The following is a 17,834-nucleotide window of genomic DNA, read 5'->3' as shown; positions in this document are numbered from 1 at the left end:
CACCCGAGGAGACGACCATGACCCAGACCGTCACCCCCGAACTGCGCCAGTGGATCATCGAGCAGTCCACCGCCGGCTGCATGCCCGAGGCCGTGCTCGACGCCATGGTCAAGGCCGGCTGGCAGGCGGATGTGGCCGAGGCCGCGCTGGAGCAGACCCTGCGCGACCACCTGCAGAAGCTCGGTGCCGGCCGCGCCGCCGCGCCCGCGCCCACGCAGGCCCCGGCGCGCGAGATGGCCACGGTGCGCGTGCCCGATGTCGCACTCAGCGGTTCGCCGCGCCGGCTGGACGCGGGCGACCGCATGGTCGACGTGATCATCTCGGTGACGCAGCCGCGGGTGGTGGTGCTCGGCGGCCTGCTCAGCCATGAGGAGTGCGACGGCCTGATCGAGGCCTCCCGGCCGCGCCTGGCGCGTTCGCTCACCGTGCAGACCGCCACCGGCGGCGAGGAGCTCAACCCCGACCGCACCAGCAACGGCATGTTTTTCAACCGCGGCGAAAGCGAGCTGGTCAAGCGCATCGAGGCGCGTATTGCGCGGCTGGTGAACTGGCCGGTGGAAAACGGCGAGGGCATCCAGGTGCTCAACTACAAGGTGGGTGCGGAATACAAGCCGCACTACGACTACTTCGACCCGGCCGAGCCGGGCACGCCGACCATCCTCAAGCGCGGCGGCCAGCGCGTGGGCACGGTGGTGATGTATCTCAACGAACCGGCGCGCGGCGGCGGCACGACCTTCCCGGACATCGGTCTGGAGGTGGCGCCGGTGCGCGGCAATGCGGTGTTTTTTTCCTACAACCGGCCGCACCCTGGCACTATGACCCTGCACGGCGGCGCGCCGGTGCTCGAAGGTGAAAAATGGGTGGCGACCAAATGGATGCGCGAACGGGTATTCGAATGACGCCAGACCAATCTCCCCTGGGCAAGACCACCGACTACGTCGACCGGTACGACCCGTCCCTGCTGTTTCCGCTGCCGCGCGAGCCCAAGCGCGCCGAAATCGGCATCACCGGCAGCGTGCCCTTCCTGGGCGCCGACCTCTGGACCGCCTTCGAGCTGAGCTGGCTGAACACGAAGGGCAAGCCGCAGGTGGCGATCGCCCACATCACCATCCCCTGCGAGAGCACGCACATCGTCGAGAGCAAGTCGTTCAAGCTCTATCTCAACAGCTTCAACAACACCCGCCTGGACAGCGCCGACGCGGTGCGCGACCGCATCCGCGACGACGTCAGCCGCGCGATCTGGGGCGGGGAAAAGGTGAGGTCGGGGGCCGGTGTGCGGCTGCTGCTGCCGCCCTTGTTCGAGTGCGAGCCGGTCAAGGAGCTGGAAGGCGTGTCGATCGACCGGCTCGATGTCGAGTGCGACACCTACCAGCCGACGCCGGATTTCCTTTCCGCCGCGCTGGACGAAAAGCCGGTGGACGAGGTGCTGGTGAGCGACCTGCTGCGCAGCAACTGCCCGGTGACCGGCCAGCCCGACTGGGGCAGCGTGCAGATCCGCTACAGCGGGCCGCAGATCGACCAGGCCGGGCTGCTGCAGTACATCGTGAGCTTCCGCAACCACAACGAATTCCACGAACAGTGCGTCGAGCGCATCTACATGGACATCATGGCGCGCTGCAAGCCGGCCAAGCTGATGGTCTATGCGCGCTACTCGCGCCGCGGCGGGCTGGACATCAACCCCTGGCGCAGCAGCCACCCCCAGCTGCCGCCCGCCAACACGCGCACCGCGCGGCAGTGATCAGAGCATCTTCTGGATCAGCGCGCCCTTGAACAGCACCGGTCCGGTGGGGCCGGTCTCGCTGGGCACGCCGCCCTTGGGTTCCAGGCTGATGGCCAGCGCCGGCACTTCGCGCACATCACCTTCGCCTGCTGCGAGCTGCAGCAGCTTCTCCTGGCTCAGCACGCCCAGCGAACGCGGCTTGCTGCCCGGCGGCAGGGCCCAGAGCTGCAGCGACTTGTCGGCCGCTTCCTGGTAGCCACCCACGCGCTGCAGCGTCAGCTTGCGGTTCTTCGGGTCGAAGGTCACCAGCATCGAGGCGCTGGCCTGCTCGTCGTTGAGCACGGCCACGTATTCGATCTGCGGCTGGTTGCTCAGCTTCGCCTGCAGTTCGTCGATCTGTGCCCCGAGCCGGTCGCGCAGGCCCACGGTGGTGACCACGGCCAGCACGGTGGCCAGCGCGCCGGCACCGGCCGCACCGCGCCAGAGCGCCAGGCTGCGCCACCAGCCGGTGGGGGGCGGCGGCGCTGGTGCCGCGCGGGCCGCGGCCATGGCGGCCTGCTCGCGCTCGGCCTCGATCAGGTTGTGGATGCGCGTCCAGACCACGGGCGAGGGCGTCACCGCGGGCTCCAGCTCGGTCATGCTGGCGACGCGACTCTGCCAGACCAGGGCCGCCGCGCGCACCGGCGCACGCTCGCGCGCCAGGGTTTCGAAGCGGCGCCGCGCGCCGCCGCGCAGGGTGCCGATGGCGTAGGCCGCAGCCAGTCGGTCCAGCAGCTCGGGGTGTCGGTGGATGTCCATGGCGTTCCTCAGGCAAACCTTGCCATGCACACACGCAGCTGGTCCAGCCCGCGGCGGATCCAGGTCTTGACAGTGCCCAGCGGCAGCTTGAGCTGTTCGGCCAGCTCGCCGTGGCTCAGGTCGCGCAGGTAGGCCAGGCTCACCACCTCGCGCTGCTTGTTCTCCAGCCGCGTGAGGCACTGGTGCAGCGCCCAGGCCTGCTGGCTGGCCAGGCTGGTGTGCATCGGATCGGGCGTGTCGCCTTCGAGCCGGTCGGCCATGCCGTCGTCGTCGATGTCGTCGCTCAGGTGCTCGCGCTCGGCCTTGCGCCGGCGCAGCAGGTCCAGCGCGCGGCTGCGCACGATCAGGCCCATCCAGGCCATCGGCGGGCTCAGCGAGGCGCGGTAGTCGGGCGCGCTGCGCCAGACCTGCAGGAAGGTCTCCTGCAGCGCGTCCTCGGCCCACTCGTGGCGCTCCAGCACCCGCAGCGCCAGGCCGTAGAGCTTGCCGCTGGTGAGGTCGTAGAGCGACTTGAGCGCGGTCTCGTCGCGTTGCGCCACGCGGTCGAGCAGCGCCATCAGGGTCTGGTCGGTGTCCATGCGGTGGGCGGCCTCAGTAGGTGCTGCCGGAGTCGAACTGCACCCGGCGCGCCTTGCGCGGCTGCACCAGGGTGGGCACGTTCACCGTGGTGACCGGCTGCACCTGCAGCGCGACGCTGGCCTGGTCGACCAGCTGGTCCGGGTGCCAGACCCGCAGCTGCATCGCGCCCTCGGGCACCTGGGGCAGGGTGGCGGTGCCGTCGGCGGATGTCTTGGCGGCCCAGGGCGTGGACGCCACGTAGACGAAGCCGCGCATCGAGCCGTGCAGGTGGCAGCCCAGCTGGATCGGCCCGGCCTTCTCCATCGTCACCTCGCTGCTGGGCGGGGTCTGCCCCTGCGTGCGCCCCGCCAGGCGGAACTCGAAGGCGGTGGTGCCCGTGGCCAGCAGGCTGGGTGTGCCGCCCTTGACGTGGTGGTCCCAGCGGTCGAGGTTGGAGAAGCGGATCTTCGAGCCGACCGGCACCACGCTGAGCATGGGGTCGAACTGCATCTTCTCCTGCGTCACGGTCTGGCTGACCGGCTGCGCCGCCGGCACCGGCTGGCCGGCGGCCGGCTCCAGCACCACCACCGCGTCGGGCAGCGGCTTGCCGTCGCGGGCGAGCACGGTGACCTGCACGGTGGCGGCCTGTGCCGCATGAAGGCCGGCCAGCAGGCAGGCGGCCAGAAGGGGGGCGTGGCGCATGGGGTCTCCTGGTTTATCGGACGTTGATCACGTCGCGGTGCATCGGGGCCAGCAGCGCGAGCAGCTGATTCTGCCGGGCAAACGGAATCCCGCGGGCGTCCATGCTCATTTGCAGCACCTCGACCAGCGCGTTGAAGTCGGCGCGGGTCACGTCCATGTTGCTGTGGGCCTCTTTCATGTCGGGGCCGTTGTAGACGCAGGGACCACCGGCGAGCTGGCAGATCTGGTCGGTCAGCTGTTTGGCGAGGTTGGCGCCGTTGGCTTCCTTGAAGGCTTCGGCCAGGCGCGCGTCGGCCTTGAGGCGGTTGACGAAATCGTTCATCAGGGTGCGCAGGCCGGTCTGGCCGCCCAGGGCGTCGTACAGGCCAGGGGCCGGGGCCACCGGGTAGGCCGATGCGGGCGAGGGCGCCATGGGCTTGTCCATGGACTGGGCGCCCGCCGGGGAGCCGATGAGGGTCAGCAGAGAGAGGGCGGAGAGGGTGATGAGCTGTTTCATGGTGGTGGTTTGTGTGTGGGTTCAGAACGCGAACTGGGCCGAGAGGTAGGTGCCGGTCTGCTTCTTGCCTTTCGTGGTGGCCGGCACGACGGTGCCCAGATCCACATAGGCCAGGGTGAGCGAGACGTTCTTGCTGGGCGCCCAGGCGATGAAGATGTCTTTCCAGTCGCCGGCGCGCAGGCCGTCGCCCAGACCGGCCGCGGCACCGGCCTTGTTCAGCTTGTCGGGCATGGCGCGGTACTCGAAGCCGACCGCCAGGTTGTTGCGCAGCAGGTAGGCCACCGAGAGTTCGGGCATCAGCTCGTAGCCGTTGTCGGCGCCGCCGAGCGTGGCGCCGTGGCCCAGCAGGCCGCCCTGGTTGGCCTTGGTGGCGCGCAGCGTGCCGTTGACCAGCAGGCCCTGGGCCAGGAACAGCTTGGTGGCGCTGACATAGAGGTCGGTGCCCGAGCGCTTGGCGCCCAGCGCGGACAGCGTGCTGTCCAGCCCGGTGGAGCCCAGGCGCTTGGCCATCACGCCGACCGCGATCTGCGGCATCAGCGTGTCGCTGTCGAGGATGGCGTCGCCCGCCACGCGGAACTTGGCCCCGACGATGTCCTGCTTCAGGTTCAGGCCCGGCAGGCCCAGCAGGGTGCCGGTGATGCCGGTGTCGAAGTCCTGCCGCGCCACGGACAGCTCCACCCGGTCGTTGATGCCGACCGCGGCGCCGAAGGCGTTGAGCTTGTAGTCCTGTGTGCGCGCATGGCTGAGGTGGGCCGAAAAGCCTGTCTGGCCTTCGGTGGCCTGGCTGCCGATCACCGCCCAGGGCGAGAGGCCACCGCCGGCCGCGCCGTCGATGGTGCTCACGCCGCCGGTCAGCAGCAGCTTGCCGGTGTCGGCTTGGGCGGGTGCGTGGGCCAGCAGGGCAGCGGTGGCGCCCAGGGCGAGCAGGTGGCGGGCGGGGTGCCGGCGCAGTGGGGAGTGGAGGGTGTGGGGCATGGTGGGTTGTGTGGGTTGGGGAAGGGTGCCGGTTGCTGAGCAGACCCGACCCACTCTTTACGCGGTCAGCGGGCCAACGGATTCAGGCGCTGCATGTCCACAAAAAATTTGTGGGTTTCTGAATCCGTCGTGGGAACGGCCTGCGTATCAGAACCGTCGGTGCTGATTTCTCGACCGGCGCTGTTTCCCTCACCCACCACACAAGGACCCCACCATGTCGAACATCATCCTTCCCGCTTCCGAATTCGTCGGCCCACCCGCCTCGCGCCGCAGCTTCATGCGCCGCGGCGGCGCGCTCTCGGCTGTGGCCGTGGCGCTGCTGGCCGGCAAGGACACGCTCGCCCAGGGCATGTCCGCCGATGTGTCCAAGGACGTGTCCATCCTCAACGTGGCGCTCGGCCTGGAGCACGAAGCCATCAACGCCTACCAGCTGGGCGCCGGCAGCGGTCTGCTGCAGAAGGGGGTGCTGGATGTGGCCGTGAGCTTCCAGGGCCACCACAAGGCGCACCGCGACGCGCTGATCGCCACCATCCAGAAGCTGGGCGGCACGCCGGTGGCCGAGAAGAAGCTGGACGACTACGCCAAGGCGCTCAAGGCCGACACGCTGCGCAACCAGGCCGACGTGCTGGACCTGGCCGCGCGGCTGGAGCTGGGCGCCACCAACGCCTACCTGGGCGTGATCCCCTCGCTGGGCAGCAAGGACCTGGCCAAGGTGGCCGCGCGCCTGGCGGCCGACGAGACCATGCACTTCACCGTGCTCACCAACGCCCTGGGCCGTCCGCTGCCCGGTGGCGCCCTGAGCTTCGGCGCCTGATGGCCATGTCGTTGCGCCGCGCCGCACTCGCGCTGGGACTGCTGGCCGCCGCGTGGCCGGCGGCCCAGGCCCAGTCGGGCGACGTGGCGCGTGGCCGAGGACTGTTCGAGTCGCGCTGCGGCGGCTGCCACAGCCTGGACGACGACCGCGTCGGTCCCGCGCTGGGCAATGTGGTCGGCCGTGCAGCGGGCAAGAAGGCGGACTTCGCCTACTCCGCCGCATTGGCCGCCGCCACCCACGTCTGGACGCCCGAGAAGCTGCAGGCCTGGCTGACCGATCCCGAGGCCCTGGTGCCCGGCCAGGCCATGGGCTACCGGCTGTCCGAGGCGGCCGACCGGCGCGACGTCGTCGCTTTCCTGCAATCCCTCGCCACGGGCCAGCCGGCCCGCTGAGTTCCGTTCATCCACCTATATAGATAACACAGGAGCTGTTCCATGTTCTCCCGCTTCACCACCACCGCACTGGGCGGCGCCGCCGTCCTCGCTCTCTCCGCCTGCGCCAGCGGGCCCACCATGGCCCCGTTCTCGCAGGCCGATCTGCCGGCCGCGGTGCAGGTGCCCGCCGGCCACCGCGTGGCCTTCGAGACCGCTGCCGCGGGCGACATCACCTACCAGTGCCAGGCCAAGAAGGACATGGCCGGCCAGTACGAGTGGGTGTTCATGAGCCCCGACGCCGGCCTCAAGGGCCGCAAGGGCGAGCGCCTGGGCAAGTACTACGGCCCGCCGGCCACCTGGGACTTCAACGACGGTTCCAAGGTGAGCGGTGCGCAGCTGGCGGTGGCCCCCAACGGCAGCGGCAACATCCCGCTGCAGCTGGTCAAGGCCAACCCGGCCATGGGCAGCGGCATGGCCCAGGGCGTGAGCCACATCCAGCGCGTGGCCACCAAGGGCGGCGTGGCCCCGGCTGCGCCCTGTGACGCGGCCACCATGGGCAGCAAGCGTGTGGTCACTTACACGGCCGACTACATCTTCTGGAAGCCGGCGTGAGCCGGCGTCAGATCGAGCGGCAGTAGGCTTCGAGCAGGTTGACCGCGTTCACGCCGACCTCGTCCACCGCGTAGCCGCCTTCGAAGGTGAACACGGTGGGCAGGCTGGCGGCGGCCAGCAGGCGGCCGACGGTGTCGTAGTCGCTGCTCTCCAGCGTGAAGCCGGAGATCGGGTCGCCCTTGAAGGTGTCCATGCCCATGGGCACCACCAGGGCGTCGGCGCCGAAGTCCTCCACCACCTCTATGGCGCGGTCCAGCGCGGCGCACCAGGCGGCAAAACCGGTGCCGCGCGGTAGCGGCAGGTTGAGGTTGAAGCCTTCGCCCGCACCGGCGCCGCGCTCGCTGGCGTGGCCCAGGAAGAACGGGTATTCGGTCATGGGGTCGCCGTGGATCGAGACCGTCATCACATCGGCGCGCTCGTAGAAGATGGTCTGCGTGCCGTTGCCGTGGTGGTAGTCGATGTCCAGCACGGCCACCTTGGCGTGGCCCAGGTCGCGCAGCGCCTGCGCGGCGATGGCGCCGTTGTTCAGGAAGCAGTAGCCGCCGAAGAAGTCCGGCCCGGCGTGGTGGCCCGGCGGGCGGGTCAGCGCAAACGCCGCGCGGGCGCCGCCGTGCACTTCGCGCGCCGCCGCCAGCGCGCAGGCCGCTCCGGCCCGCGCGGCGGTCCAGGTGCCGGCCATCAGCGGCGAGCCCGAATCGAAGGAGAACAGGCCCAGCCGCGCCGCGAAATTCTGCGGCAGCACATCGGTGCGGAAGGCGTGTTTGTTGCCCAGGGGCCAGACCGAGGGCAGGGCGTCGCGCTGCGCGTTCGCCGGGTCCATCGCCACCCATTCGTCCCAGGCGCCGGCCAGGAACTGCGTGTAGCGCGGGTCGTGCACGCGCGCGATGGCTGCGTCCAGCTCGGCGTCGCTCACCTCGGGCAGGAACAACCCACCCTGCGAGCGCCGCTGCAGCTCGGCGAGCACGTAGTCCAGCCGCGCGGGCACCTCGTGGCAGGGCACCATGCGGCCACGGAACATCTCTTCGCGCCCCTGGTGCAGGGCGTGGTGGGGGTTGTGGAAGGTCTTCATGCGGGTCAGTGTCGCACGGGGTGGGCCGGGCGTCGACCGTGCGCGGCGCGGGCCGGAACCCCGCCGCACCCATGGGGGCGACAAACCCCACTACGATCCGGTGCATGACGATCCAGCACACCCCGCGCAACCGCCGCCAGCAACTCATGGGCCTCGCCGGCTGGATCGCCCTGTGTTACCTCACCGCAGCGGCCGGCGCCATGGCCTCCGCCAACGCCAGGGACTTCTACGCCGGCCTGGTGCAACCGGACTGGGCGCCGCCTGGCTGGCTGTTCGGCCCGGTGTGGACGGTTCTGTTCACCCTGATGGCCATCGCGGCCTGGCTGGTCTGGCGCGCGCCGGTCGAACCGTCGGACCGGCGCCGGGCGCTCGGCCTGTTCGTGGTCCAGCTCGTGGCCAACGCGCTGTGGAGCTGGCTGTTCTTCGCATGGCAGAAAGGCGGCTGGGCCTTTGCGGAGGTGATCGTGTTCTGGCTGCTGATCGCGGCCACCTGCGCTGCCTTCTGGCGCATCCGCCCGCTGGCAGGCCTGTTGTTGCTGCCCTACCTCGCCTGGGTGGCCTTCGCCGCGTACCTGAACTGGGTGCTGTGGCAGGCCAACCCCGCCATCCTGGGCTGAACCGATTCGGCCCCGTCTGCCTGTTCATCGCTTCTCTTGTTGAAGGAACCCACCATGTCGTCCGGAAAAATCCTCGTCGCCCAGGGCGGCGGCCCCACCGCCGTGATCAACCAGTCCCTCGTGGGCGTGGCGCTGGAGGCGCGACGCTTCCAGAACGTGCAGCGCATCTACGGCGCCCGCCACGGCGTGCGCGGCATCGTGGACGAGAACTTCGTCGACCTCACGCAAGAGACCAGCCACAACCTCGAAGCCGTGGCGCGCACGCCGGCCTCGGCCCTGGGCTCCACGCGCGACAAGCCCGACCTGAAGTACTGCCAGGAAATCTTCAAGGTGCTCAAGGCGCATGAGATCGAGCACTTCTTCTACATCGGCGGCAACGACTCGTCGGACACGGTTCGCATCGTGAGCGAAGAGGCGCGCAAGGCCGGCTACCCGCTCCGATCCATCCACATCCCCAAGACCATCGACAACGACCTGGTGGGCAACAACCACACGCCGGGCTTTCCGTCGGCGGCGCGCTTCGTGGCCCAGGCCTTCGCGGGCGCGAACCTGGACAACGCGGCCCTGCCGGGCGTGTACGTGGGCGTGGTGATGGGCCGGCACGCCGGCTTCCTCACGGCCGCGTCCGCCCTGGGCAAGAAGTTTCCGGACGACGGCCCGCACCTGATCTATGTGCCCGAGCGCGTGTTCGAGATCCCGAAGTTCCTGGCCGATGTGAAGGCCGTGTACGAGCGGTATGGCCGCTGCGTGATCGCGGTCAGCGAAGGCATCCACGACGCCTCGGGCCAGCCCATCATCACCCAGCTGGCGAAAGACGTGGAGAAGGACGCGCACGGCAACGTGCAGCTGTCCGGCACCGGCGCGCTGGCCGACCTGCTGTGCGAGGAGATCAAGGCCAAGCTGGGCATCAAGCGCGTGCGCGGCGACACCTTCGGCTACCTGCAGCGCAGCTTCATCGGCTGCGTGAGCGACGTGGACCAGCGCGAGGCGCGCGAGGTGGGCGAGAAGGCGGTGCAGTTCGCCATGTGGGGCAGCGTGGACGGTTCGGTGGCGATCAAGCGCACCGGCTTCTATTCGGCCGACTACGAGCTGCTGCCGCTGGAGGCCGTGGCCGGCAAGACGCGCACCATGGAAGACGAGTTCATCTCGGCCAGCGGCACCGATGTGACCGACGCCTTCCGGCTCTACCTGCGCCCGCTGCTGGGTTCGGACATGCCCGACGCCTTCCGCCTGCGCTACAACCCGGTGGCCAAGGTGCTCAGACCCTGAGCGGCGCGGCAGCGGCGTCACTTCGTGCGCCGCTGACCTGCGTCAATCCACCACCGGCCGACCGCGGCGACACTGTCGGACCTTGTTGTCCGGCTCCCCGCCCGGCCCGTTGTCTGCCCGTTGACCGCTGACCCCCCATGTCGTCCCCGTCCCACGCCCTGTCCCAGACCACCGAACCGCCTCCGCGCGCGCCGGCCGCGCCCAGCCGCCACCGGCCGCACGAAGATGTGCAGGCCCTGCTCACTGGCACCCTGTTTGTCGGCCTGGGTGTGGTGTTGTTCGGCCACGTTGGCCTGCTCAGCGGCGGCACCGCCGGGCTGGCTTTCCTGCTGCACTACGCGACCGGGGTGAGCTTCAGCGTCTGGTTCTTCCTCATCAACCTGCCGTTCTACTGGCTGGCCTGGCGCCGCATGGGCGCGCCGTTCGCGCTCAAGACCTTTGCGGCGGTGGGCCTGCTCTCGCTCTGGGCCTATCTGATTCCGCGCTGGATCTCGATCGGCGCGCTGGCGCCGGGCTTTGCCGCGGTAGCGGGCGGGCTGCTGGTGGGCGCGGGCATGCTGATGCTGTTCCGCCACCGGGCCAGCCTGGGCGGTTTCAACGTGCTGGTGCTGTACCTGCAGGAGCGCTTCGGCTGGCGCGCCGGCCACATCCAGATGGGACTGGACTGCGCCATCGTGCTCACCGCGTTCGCGCTGCGCGAGCCGGTGCAGATCGCCTGGTCGGTGCTGGGGGCGGTGGTACTCAACATGACGCTGGCGATCAACCACCGGCCGGGCCGGTACATGGCTGTTTGATGAAAACCCCCCTGCGCCGCTTTGCGGCTTCCCCCCGGAGGGGGGACGCACCCTGTGGCCCGGCGAAGCCGGTTCCACGGGTGCCCTGGTCTCTCTTCGCTCCGCTGCTTTTTGTGTTCGGCGCTTCGCTTGCGCTCGCACAGTCGCCTGCTTCCACGTCGTCCGCTGCTTCGGGTTTTCGTCCCCGGTTCAACGAGGCCTATGAGGCGCGGGTGACGCGGGTGCCGGATGGGGACACCTTGTGGGTCAAGCCGCTGGCGGGTGGGACGTACCGCAAGCTGCGGCTGGAGGGGGTGGATGCGCCGGAGAGCTGCCAGGACGGTGGATCGGCCGCGCGCGAGGCACTGGCCGGGCGACTGCTGGAGCAGACGGTGACCGTGACCGAGCGGCGGCGCGACGACTACGGGCGTGCGCTGGTGCGGCTGAAGCACCGGGGCGACGATGTGGCGGGCTGGCTGGTGCGCGAGGGCTGGGCTTGGTCGTACCGCTGGCGGCACAGCGACGGGCCGTTCGCCATTGAAGAGGTCTTGGCCCGCAAGGGCCGCAAAGGCATCTTCGCGTCGGCGGGGGCCGAGAACCCGCGGGACTTCCGCAAGCGCCACGGGTCCTGCCCGATGCCGCCGCGGGCGGGCGCGAAGGATCAGCCTGCGCGCTGAGCGCAGACCGCGCAGTGCGGCTGGCGCGGCAGGGCGATGGTGTTGAAGGCCAGGTCGCGGCCATCGATCATCAGCAGCTGCCCGGTCAGGCGCGAGCCGAGGCCACTCAGGATCTTGAGTGCTTCGGCCGCCTGCATGGTGCCGACAATGCCGACCAGGGGGGCGAACACGCCCATGGTGGCGCAGCGGGTCTCTTCCACACCCGCGTCTTCAGGGAACACGCAGGCGTAGCACGGCGAAGCGGCCACGCGCGTGTCGTACACCGCCAGCTGCCCGTCCATGCGGATCGCGGCACCCGAGACCAGCGGCACGCCGTGGCGCACGCAGGCGCGGTTGACCATGTGGCGGGTGGCGAAGTTGTCGCAGCAGTCGATCACCACATCGACACCGGGCAGCAACTGGTCCAGCAGGGCGTCGTCGGCGCGCTGCACCACGGCAGTGACCTGCGGGTCCGGGTTGATGGCGGCGATCGCGTGGCGCACCGACTCGGCCTTGGGCGTGCCCATGCGTTCGAGGTTGTGGGCGATCTGGCGCTGCAGGTTGGTGGCGTCCACCTCGTCGTGGTCGATCACCGTGATGCGCCCGACGCCGGCGCTGCCCAGGTAGAGCGCCACCGGCGACCCCAGGCCGCCGGCACCGATCACCAGGGCGTGCGACGCCAGCAGCTTTTCCTGGCCCTCAATGCCCAACTCTTCGAGCAGGATGTGGCGCGAGTAGCGCAGGAGCTGCTGGTCGTCCAAGATCGCGCCGCCGACCCGTTCACCGGGCCGGTGATCAGTTTTCTTTCTTCTCTTCCGGACGCTCGGTCAGGGTCTTGCTGACCAGCACCGGACGGCCCTTGAGCTTGTTGAGCGCCTGCTGCAGCTGGAAGTCCTTGTCGCTGCCGAATTCCGGCACCAGGCGCTGGCCCGGATTCTTCTTGGACTCTTCTTCCAGCCGTTTGCGGGCTTCCTCGCGCTCCTGGTCGCGCTGCTGCTCAGCCGCACGCTGGGCGTCGGTCATCCGCTCGCCGGCCTTGGCCTCTTCGCCATTGGTCAGGTGCTTGGTCAGGTCGGCCTCGCGGGTGCGCAGAGCTGCGAACAGGTTGCCTTCGGGCGTCTCGTCGACCATCACGTCGGGCACGATGCCCTTGGCCTGGATCGACTTGCCGGCTGGTGTGTAGTAGCGCGCGGTGGTGAGTTTCAGGCCCGTGTCGGGGCCCAGCGGGCGCACGGTCTGCACCGAGCCCTTGCCGAAGGTCTGGCTGCCGAGGATGGTGCCGCGCTTGTGGTCCTGCAGCGCGCCGGCCACGATCTCGCTGGCCGACGCCGAACCCTCGTTGACCAGCACCACCAGCGGCACGGTCTTGAGCGCGCCGTTGGTCGCCTTGGTCAGGCGGGCGATCGGATCCGGGCCGCCGCGGCGCAGGTAGTGCTGCGGGTTGGCGGTGTAGGTGAATTTGCTGTCGGCCAGCTGGCCGTTGGTCGAGACCACGGTCACGTTCTCGGGCAGGAAGGCCGCCGACAGCGCCACAGCAGCGTCCAGCAGGCCGCCCGGGTCGTTGCGCAGGTCCAGCACTAGGCCCTTGAGCGGGCCGGCCTTGTACAGCTCCTCGACCTTGCGGGCGAAGTCGTCGACGGTGCGGTCCTGGAACTGCGAGACACGCACCCAGGCGTAGCCGGGCTCGACCAGCTTGCTCTTGACGCTCTGGGTCTTGATCTCTTCGCGGGTGATCGTGACCGGGAAGCTGCGGTTCTCGTCCTTGCGGAAGATGGTCAGCAGCACCTTGGTGCGCGGCTCGCCGCGCATGAGCTTGACGGCGTCGTTGATGGACAGGCCTTTGACGGCGGTGTCGTCGATCTTGGTGATCAGGTCGCCGGACTTGAGGCCGGCGCGGAAGGCGGGCGAGTCCTCGATGGGGGACACGACCTTGACCACCCCGTCTTCCATGGTGATTTCGATGCCCACGCCGACAAACCGGCCGCTGGTGCCTTCGCGGAATTCCTTGAAGGACTTCTTGTCGAAGTACTGGGAGTGCGGGTCCAGGCTGGAGACCATGCCCGAAATCGCCTCGGAGATCAACTTCTTCTCGTCGACCGGTTCGACGTAGTCCGTCTTGACCATGCCGAACACAGCGGCGAGCTGCTGCAGCTCTTCCAGCGGCAGGGGGGCGAGCGAGCCGCGCGCCACCGCCTGAAGCTGCACCGTGGTCAGCGCACCGGCCACGGCACCTGCGGCCACCCAGCCGACGATCTTCAGCTTCTGATTCACTTGCTTGCCCATCCATTCACCCCGAAAAAAGCGCTGGCCCGGGCGGTTGCGCCGCGGGCCTGCAAACCAATATACACCTAGGAGTCAAGCCTTGTGATTCGGTTCCGTCCGGGCGGTTCAGCGTTTGCCCTGAGCGGCCACGGCGGCAGCGGCCTTGGCAGCCGCCTCGGCGTCGCCCAGGTAGTAGCTCTTGATGGGCTTGAGGTCGGCGTCCAGTTCGTAGACCAGCGGAATGCCGTTGGGGATGTTCACGCCCACGATGTCGGCGTCGCCGATGTTGTCCAGGTATTTGACCAGGGCGCGGATCGAGTTGCCGTGGGCCGCGATCACGATGCGCTGGCCGGCCTTGATGGCGGGCGCCAGGGAGTCGTTCCAGCAGGGCAGCACGCGGGCCACGGTGTCTTTCAGGCATTCCGTCAGCGGCACGGCGTCGGCCGGCAGCTTGGCGTAGCGCAGGTCCTGGCGCTGGCCGCGCGGATCGTCGGCCTCCAGGGCCGGCGGCGGCGTGTCGTAGCTGCGGCGCCAGATCAGCACCTGCTCGTCGCCGTACTGCTTGGCCATGTCGGCCTTGTTCAGACCTTGCAGACCGCCGTAGTGGCGCTCGTTCAGGCGCCAGTCCTTGACCACCGGCAGCCAGCTGCGGTCCATCTCGTCCAGGCAGTAGTTCAGCGTGTGGATGGCGCGCTTGAGCACCGAGGTGTAGGCGACGTCGAACTCGTAGCCCTCGGCCTTGAGCAGCTTGCCGGCCGACATGGCCTGGGAGACGCCGGTGGGGGTCAGCTCCACGTCGGTCCAGCCGGTGAAGCGGTTTTCGAGGTTCCAGGTGGATTCGCCGTGGCGGATCAGGACGAGCTTGTACATGGGCGTGAAGGCGTTGGGGGCAGGAGAAAAAGGGGCATGGGGGCTGGCCGGACCGCTCCGGACAGCCCCACATTCTAAAATCCTGGGCTTGTCTGACCTGAAAGGTGCCTCGTGAGTTTTTTTCTCGACAACTGGATGCTGTTTGCCATCGCCCTGGCCTCGGGCGGGATGTTGATGTTTCCCGCCCTCACTTCGGGCGGCGGTGCGGCGGGCCTGACCCCCGCCGAAGTGGTGCAGCTGATCAACCGTGAGAAAGCCGCGGTGGTGGATGTGTGCGGGCCGGACGAGTTCGCGGCCGGGCATGTGACCGGCGCGAAGAACGTGCCGCTGCCCGAGCTGGAGACCAAGCTGGCCGGCGTGGTGAAGAACAAGAATCTGCCGCTGGTGCTGGTCTGTGCGTCCGGCATGCGCTCCAAGCGCGCGGTGTCGATCGCCAAGAAGCTGGGTTACGAGAACGCCCATTCGCTGACCGGTGGCATGGGCGCCTGGCGCACCGCCAACCTGCCGGTCGAAAAGGCCTGAAACGGAGCGCACCATGGCCCACGTGAAGATCTATTCCAGCGACTACTGCCCGTACTGCAGCCGGGCCAAGGCCCTGCTGGCGCAGCGCGGCGTCACCGACTACGAGGAGATCGTGGTGGACGGCCGGCCCGAGGTGCGCGCGCAGATGACACAGATCACGGGACGCACCAGCGTGCCGCAGATCTTCATCGGGCAGACGCACGTGGGCGGTTGCGACGACCTCCACGCGCTGGACCGCCAGGGCGGCCTGGAGCCGCTGCTGCGTGGCTGAGAGCGTTGCCGCACTGCTGAGATAATCCGCCCTCGGGCCCGCTGCGGGAGACTTTCCGGGCGGGCCCTGTTCATTCCTGAATCATCCGAAAGCTCTTATGGCCGACCAAGATCCCGTTTTCCAGATCCAGCGCGTCTACCTCAAGGAGGCGTCCCTGGAGCAGCCCAATTCCCCGGCCATCCTGCTGGAACAGGAGCAGCCCTCGGTCGACATCCAGCTGGGCGTGGAAGCCACTCCGGCTGCAGACGGCGTGTACGAAGTGGCCGTGACCGCCACCGTGCAGACCAAGATCAAGGACAAGACCGTGTTCCTGGTCGAGGTCAAGCAGGCCGGCATCTTCGAGATCCGCCACCTGCCGGAAGACCAGATGGGCCCGATCATGGGCATCGCCTGCCCACAGATCGTCTACCCCTACCTGCGCGGCAACGTGGCCGACCTGATCCAGCGTGCTGGCTTCCCGCCCGTGCATCTGGCCGAAATCAACTTCCAGGCCATGTACGAGCAGCAGCAGGCCCAGGCTGCGGGCGCTGTCACACAATAAGCCCGGGTTGAATCGCTGGCGATGAACATCGTCGTTCTCGGTGCCGGTGCCTGGGGCACGGCGCTGGCCATTGCGGCTGCCCGTCTGCCGGGCACTCCCCACCAGGTGACCCTGTGGGCGCGCGACGCGGCGCAGGTGGCGGCCATGCGGGCCGAGGGTGAAAACGCCCGCTATCTCCCGGGTGTGGCCCTGCCGCCAGCGCTGCGTCTGGCGGGCGATGCCGAGCCCTGGCCGACAGCAGCGCTGACCGTGGCCGATCTGGTGGTGGTCGCCACCCCGATGGCCGGTCTGCGCGGCATGCTGGAGAGGCTGGCGGACCATGGGTCACCGGTGGCTTGGCTCTGCAAGGGCTTCGAGGCGCCTCGTGAGGGTGGCGGTTCGCCGGGCCTGCTTGGTCACGAGATCCAGGCCGCCGTGGCGCCCAGGCTGAAGGCCGGGGTGCTCAGCGGTCCCAGTTTTGCGCAGGAAGTGGCGCGCGGCCAGCCGACCGCCCTGGTGGCGGCCAGCGCCCATGCCGAGGTTCGGGACGCCCTGGTGAGCGCGTTCCACGGTCCATCGCTGCGCATCTATGCCAACGACGACGCGGTCGGGGTCGAGGTGGGTGGCGCGGTCAAAAACGTGCTGGCGATTGCCACCGGGCTGTGCGACGGCCTGGCGCTCGGACTCAACGCCCGGGCAGCACTGGTCACGCGCGGGCTGGCGGAAATGACCCGCCTGGGTCTGGCGCTGGGCGCGCGCGCCGACACCTTCATGGGGCTCTCGGGTCTCGGGGATCTGGTGCTGACCGCGACCGGTGATCTCTCACGCAACCGCAAGGTCGGCCAACTGCTGGCGCAGGGGCTGAGCCTGCATCAGGCGATGGATTCGCTGGGGCACGTGGCCGAGGGCGTCTACAGCGCCCGGACCGTGGTGCAGCGCGCCCGCCTGCTGGGCGTCGACATGCCGATCAGCGAAGGCGTGGTGGCCTTGCTCGACGGGCGCCTGCAGCCCGCCCAGGCGGTCGCTGCCCTGATGGGGCGCGACCCCAAGGACGAAACCCTCTAGATTTCGAAGTTGTCGATGAGGCGGGTGCGCCCCAGGCGGGCGGCGCCCAGCACCACCATCGACTGCGGCGCCAGCGTATCTTCCGCGCGTGGGGGCTGCAGGTCGGCGCGGCGCCGCACGGTCAGGTAGTCGGGCTGCCAGCCGCGCAGGGCGAGCGCACGCATGGCCTGCGCTTCCAGCGCCTCGCGCTTCTCGGGCAGCGAGCCGGCAGCGGCCAGCGCGTCGCGTGCCAGCGCGCGCAGCGACATGGACAGCTGCACCGCCTCGGCGCGCTCGGCTTCGCTCAGGTAGCCGTTGCGCGAGCTGAGTGCCAGGCCGTCGGCCGCCCGCTGCGTCTCACCGGCCAGGACCTGGATCGGCATGCAGAACTGCTGCACCATGCGGCGGATCACCATCTGCTGCTGGTAGTCCTTCTTGCCGAACAGGGCGTAGCGTGGGCCTTTGGCTTCAGAGAAAACGCACTGGAACAGCTTCATCACCACGGTGCAGACGCCGATGAAGAAGCCGGGCCGGAAATGGCCTTCCAGAATGTCCGCCAGATCCGCGGGCGGCTGGATCTTGTAGCCCTGTGGCTCCGGGTACAGCTCCTTCTCGGGCGGCGCAAAGACGATGTCGCAGCCGGCCTGTTCCAGCCGGGCACAGTCGGCCTGCAGGGTGCGCGGGTAGGTGTCGAAGTCCTCGTGCGGTGCGAATTGCAGCCGGTTGACGAAGATGCTGGAGACCGTCACGTCGCCCAGCGGCTGGGCCTGGCGGACCAGGTCGAGGTGGCCGTCGTGCAGGTTGCCCATCGTGGGCACGAAGGCAGGGGACTGGTAGGGCGCCAGCGCGTCGCGCAGGTCGGCAATGGTGTGGACGAGCTTCATGCAGGGTAGGGCAAGGTGAATCGGTCGC

The 17,834-nt window shown here is 69.1% G+C and carries 23 protein-coding genes; 13 read left to right on the top strand and 10 right to left on the bottom strand.

Features of this window, described 5'->3' with window-relative positions; genetic code table 11:
- The first annotated feature begins 17 nt into the window (after positions 1-17).
- Both HFL01S_RS05330 and queF read left to right on the top strand, forming a co-directional pair.
- Entirely contained in the window at positions 18-899 is an 882-nt protein-coding gene (locus tag HFL01S_RS05330) for a 2OG-Fe(II) oxygenase (protein WP_066255720.1), read from the top strand.
- Positions 896-1,738, top strand: a complete 843-nt coding sequence (gene queF / locus HFL01S_RS05325; protein ID WP_066255719.1) for an NADPH-dependent 7-cyano-7-deazaguanine reductase QueF — start codon at positions 896-898, stop codon at positions 1,736-1,738. Before HFL01S_RS05330 ends, queF begins: the two co-directional genes overlap by 4 nt.
- Here queF and HFL01S_RS05320 read toward each other — a convergent pair whose 3' ends face one another.
- From HFL01S_RS05320 to HFL01S_RS05300, 5 genes are read right to left on the bottom strand one after another with little or no spacing between them, the layout of a single operon-like run.
- Positions 1,739-2,518 (bottom strand): anti-sigma factor, encoded by a 780-nt coding sequence (locus HFL01S_RS05320; protein WP_066255718.1) that lies wholly within the window; start codon positions 2,516-2,518, stop codon positions 1,739-1,741.
- Positions 2,519-2,526: 8 nt separating this feature from the next.
- On the bottom strand, positions 2,527-3,096 hold the full coding sequence (locus HFL01S_RS05315) for a sigma-70 family RNA polymerase sigma factor (RefSeq protein WP_066255717.1): 570 nt from the start codon (positions 3,094-3,096) through the stop codon (positions 2,527-2,529).
- A 13-nt stretch (positions 3,097-3,109) separates the two neighbouring features.
- Complete coding sequence (locus HFL01S_RS05310; protein ID WP_066255714.1) at positions 3,110-3,778, bottom strand: cupredoxin domain-containing protein; 669 nt, start codon at positions 3,776-3,778, stop codon at positions 3,110-3,112.
- Between the two features lie 13 nt (positions 3,779-3,791).
- Complete coding sequence (locus tag HFL01S_RS05305) at positions 3,792-4,274, bottom strand: group I truncated hemoglobin (RefSeq protein ID WP_066255711.1); 483 nt, start codon at positions 4,272-4,274, stop codon at positions 3,792-3,794.
- 21 nt (positions 4,275-4,295) lie between these two features.
- The gene (locus tag HFL01S_RS05300) at positions 4,296-5,249 is read right to left on the bottom strand and encodes a DUF3034 family protein (protein ID WP_066255709.1); all 954 of its coding nucleotides are present in this window, start codon (positions 5,247-5,249) and stop codon (positions 4,296-4,298) included.
- A gap of 214 nt (positions 5,250-5,463) precedes the next feature.
- Between HFL01S_RS05300 and HFL01S_RS05295 the strand changes: the two genes are divergently transcribed.
- The 3 genes from HFL01S_RS05295 to HFL01S_RS05285 are packed head-to-tail and all read left to right on the top strand — an operon-like array spanning position 5,464 to position 7,049.
- A complete protein-coding gene (locus HFL01S_RS05295; RefSeq protein ID WP_066255707.1) occupies positions 5,464-6,063 on the top strand; it encodes a ferritin-like domain-containing protein in 600 nt (199 codons plus the stop codon).
- Positions 6,063-6,455, top strand: coding sequence for a c-type cytochrome (locus HFL01S_RS05290; RefSeq protein ID WP_169802311.1), 393 nt, complete (start codon positions 6,063-6,065; stop codon positions 6,453-6,455). Before HFL01S_RS05295 ends, HFL01S_RS05290 begins: the two co-directional genes overlap by 1 nt.
- A gap of 42 nt (positions 6,456-6,497) precedes the next feature.
- Entirely contained in the window at positions 6,498-7,049 is a 552-nt protein-coding gene (locus HFL01S_RS05285) for a DUF3455 domain-containing protein (RefSeq protein WP_066255704.1), read from the top strand.
- Positions 7,050-7,056: 7 nt separating this feature from the next.
- On the opposite strand, the gene HFL01S_RS05280 is transcribed toward HFL01S_RS05285, so the two are convergent.
- A complete protein-coding gene (locus tag HFL01S_RS05280) occupies positions 7,057-8,118 on the bottom strand; it encodes a histone deacetylase family protein (RefSeq protein WP_066255701.1) in 1,062 nt (353 codons plus the stop codon).
- A gap of 104 nt (positions 8,119-8,222) precedes the next feature.
- Between HFL01S_RS05280 and HFL01S_RS05275 the strand changes: the two genes are divergently transcribed.
- From HFL01S_RS05275 to HFL01S_RS25510, 4 genes are all read left to right on the top strand, one after another.
- The gene (locus tag HFL01S_RS05275; protein WP_066255698.1) at positions 8,223-8,735 is read left to right on the top strand and encodes a TspO/MBR family protein; all 513 of its coding nucleotides are present in this window, start codon (positions 8,223-8,225) and stop codon (positions 8,733-8,735) included.
- A gap of 54 nt (positions 8,736-8,789) precedes the next feature.
- The gene (locus HFL01S_RS05270) at positions 8,790-10,004 is read left to right on the top strand and encodes a 6-phosphofructokinase (RefSeq protein WP_066255696.1); all 1,215 of its coding nucleotides are present in this window, start codon (positions 8,790-8,792) and stop codon (positions 10,002-10,004) included.
- Between the two features lie 137 nt (positions 10,005-10,141).
- The gene (locus HFL01S_RS05265) at positions 10,142-10,798 is read left to right on the top strand and encodes a YitT family protein (protein ID WP_084383103.1); all 657 of its coding nucleotides are present in this window, start codon (positions 10,142-10,144) and stop codon (positions 10,796-10,798) included.
- An 80-nt stretch (positions 10,799-10,878) separates the two neighbouring features.
- On the top strand, positions 10,879-11,454 hold the full coding sequence (locus tag HFL01S_RS25510) for a thermonuclease family protein (RefSeq protein ID WP_174525225.1): 576 nt from the start codon (positions 10,879-10,881) through the stop codon (positions 11,452-11,454).
- On the opposite strand, the gene HFL01S_RS05255 is transcribed toward HFL01S_RS25510, so the two are convergent.
- From HFL01S_RS05255 to gpmA, 3 genes are all read right to left on the bottom strand, one after another.
- Positions 11,439-12,194 carry a HesA/MoeB/ThiF family protein gene (locus HFL01S_RS05255; protein ID WP_066255690.1) on the bottom strand — a complete coding sequence of 252 codons (756 nt, stop codon included), beginning with the start codon at positions 12,192-12,194 and terminating at the stop codon, positions 11,439-11,441. The genes HFL01S_RS25510 and HFL01S_RS05255 overlap by 16 nt on opposite strands.
- Positions 12,195-12,228: 34 nt before the next feature.
- A complete protein-coding gene (locus HFL01S_RS05250; RefSeq protein WP_157538768.1) occupies positions 12,229-13,704 on the bottom strand; it encodes a S41 family peptidase in 1,476 nt (491 codons plus the stop codon).
- A 117-nt stretch (positions 13,705-13,821) separates the two neighbouring features.
- Positions 13,822-14,565, bottom strand: coding sequence for a 2,3-diphosphoglycerate-dependent phosphoglycerate mutase (gene gpmA / locus HFL01S_RS05245; protein ID WP_066255685.1), 744 nt, complete (start codon positions 14,563-14,565; stop codon positions 13,822-13,824).
- A 111-nt stretch (positions 14,566-14,676) separates the two neighbouring features.
- Here gpmA and HFL01S_RS05240 point away from each other — a divergent pair, with 111 nt between their 5' ends.
- The 4 genes from HFL01S_RS05240 to HFL01S_RS05225 all read left to right on the top strand — a co-directional run bounded on the left by HFL01S_RS05240 (position 14,677) and on the right by HFL01S_RS05225 (position 16,943).
- Positions 14,677-15,087: a rhodanese-like domain-containing protein gene (locus HFL01S_RS05240; RefSeq protein WP_066255682.1), complete on the top strand. Its 411-nt coding sequence runs from the start codon at positions 14,677-14,679 to the stop codon at positions 15,085-15,087.
- 13 nt (positions 15,088-15,100) lie between these two features.
- Positions 15,101-15,358 (top strand): glutaredoxin 3, encoded by a 258-nt coding sequence (gene grxC, locus HFL01S_RS05235; protein WP_066255680.1) that lies wholly within the window; start codon positions 15,101-15,103, stop codon positions 15,356-15,358.
- Between the two features lie 97 nt (positions 15,359-15,455).
- Entirely contained in the window at positions 15,456-15,899 is a 444-nt protein-coding gene (secB, locus tag HFL01S_RS05230) for a protein-export chaperone SecB (RefSeq protein WP_066255677.1), read from the top strand.
- Positions 15,900-15,920: 21 nt separating this feature from the next.
- A complete protein-coding gene (locus tag HFL01S_RS05225; RefSeq protein WP_066255674.1) occupies positions 15,921-16,943 on the top strand; it encodes an NAD(P)H-dependent glycerol-3-phosphate dehydrogenase in 1,023 nt (340 codons plus the stop codon).
- On the opposite strand, the gene panC is transcribed toward HFL01S_RS05225, so the two are convergent.
- Positions 16,940-17,806: a pantoate--beta-alanine ligase gene (gene panC / locus HFL01S_RS05220; RefSeq protein ID WP_066255671.1), complete on the bottom strand. Its 867-nt coding sequence runs from the start codon at positions 17,804-17,806 to the stop codon at positions 16,940-16,942. The genes HFL01S_RS05225 and panC overlap by 4 nt on opposite strands.
- Positions 17,807-17,834: the final 28 nt, after the last annotated feature.

The organism is Hydrogenophaga flava NBRC 102514 (genome assembly GCF_001571145.1).
GTDB classification, from domain to species: Bacteria; Pseudomonadota; Gammaproteobacteria; order Burkholderiales; family Burkholderiaceae_C; genus Hydrogenophaga; species Hydrogenophaga flava.
Note: the sequence above shows the minus strand (reverse complement) of the source record. Positions and strands in the feature narration are given on the sequence as shown.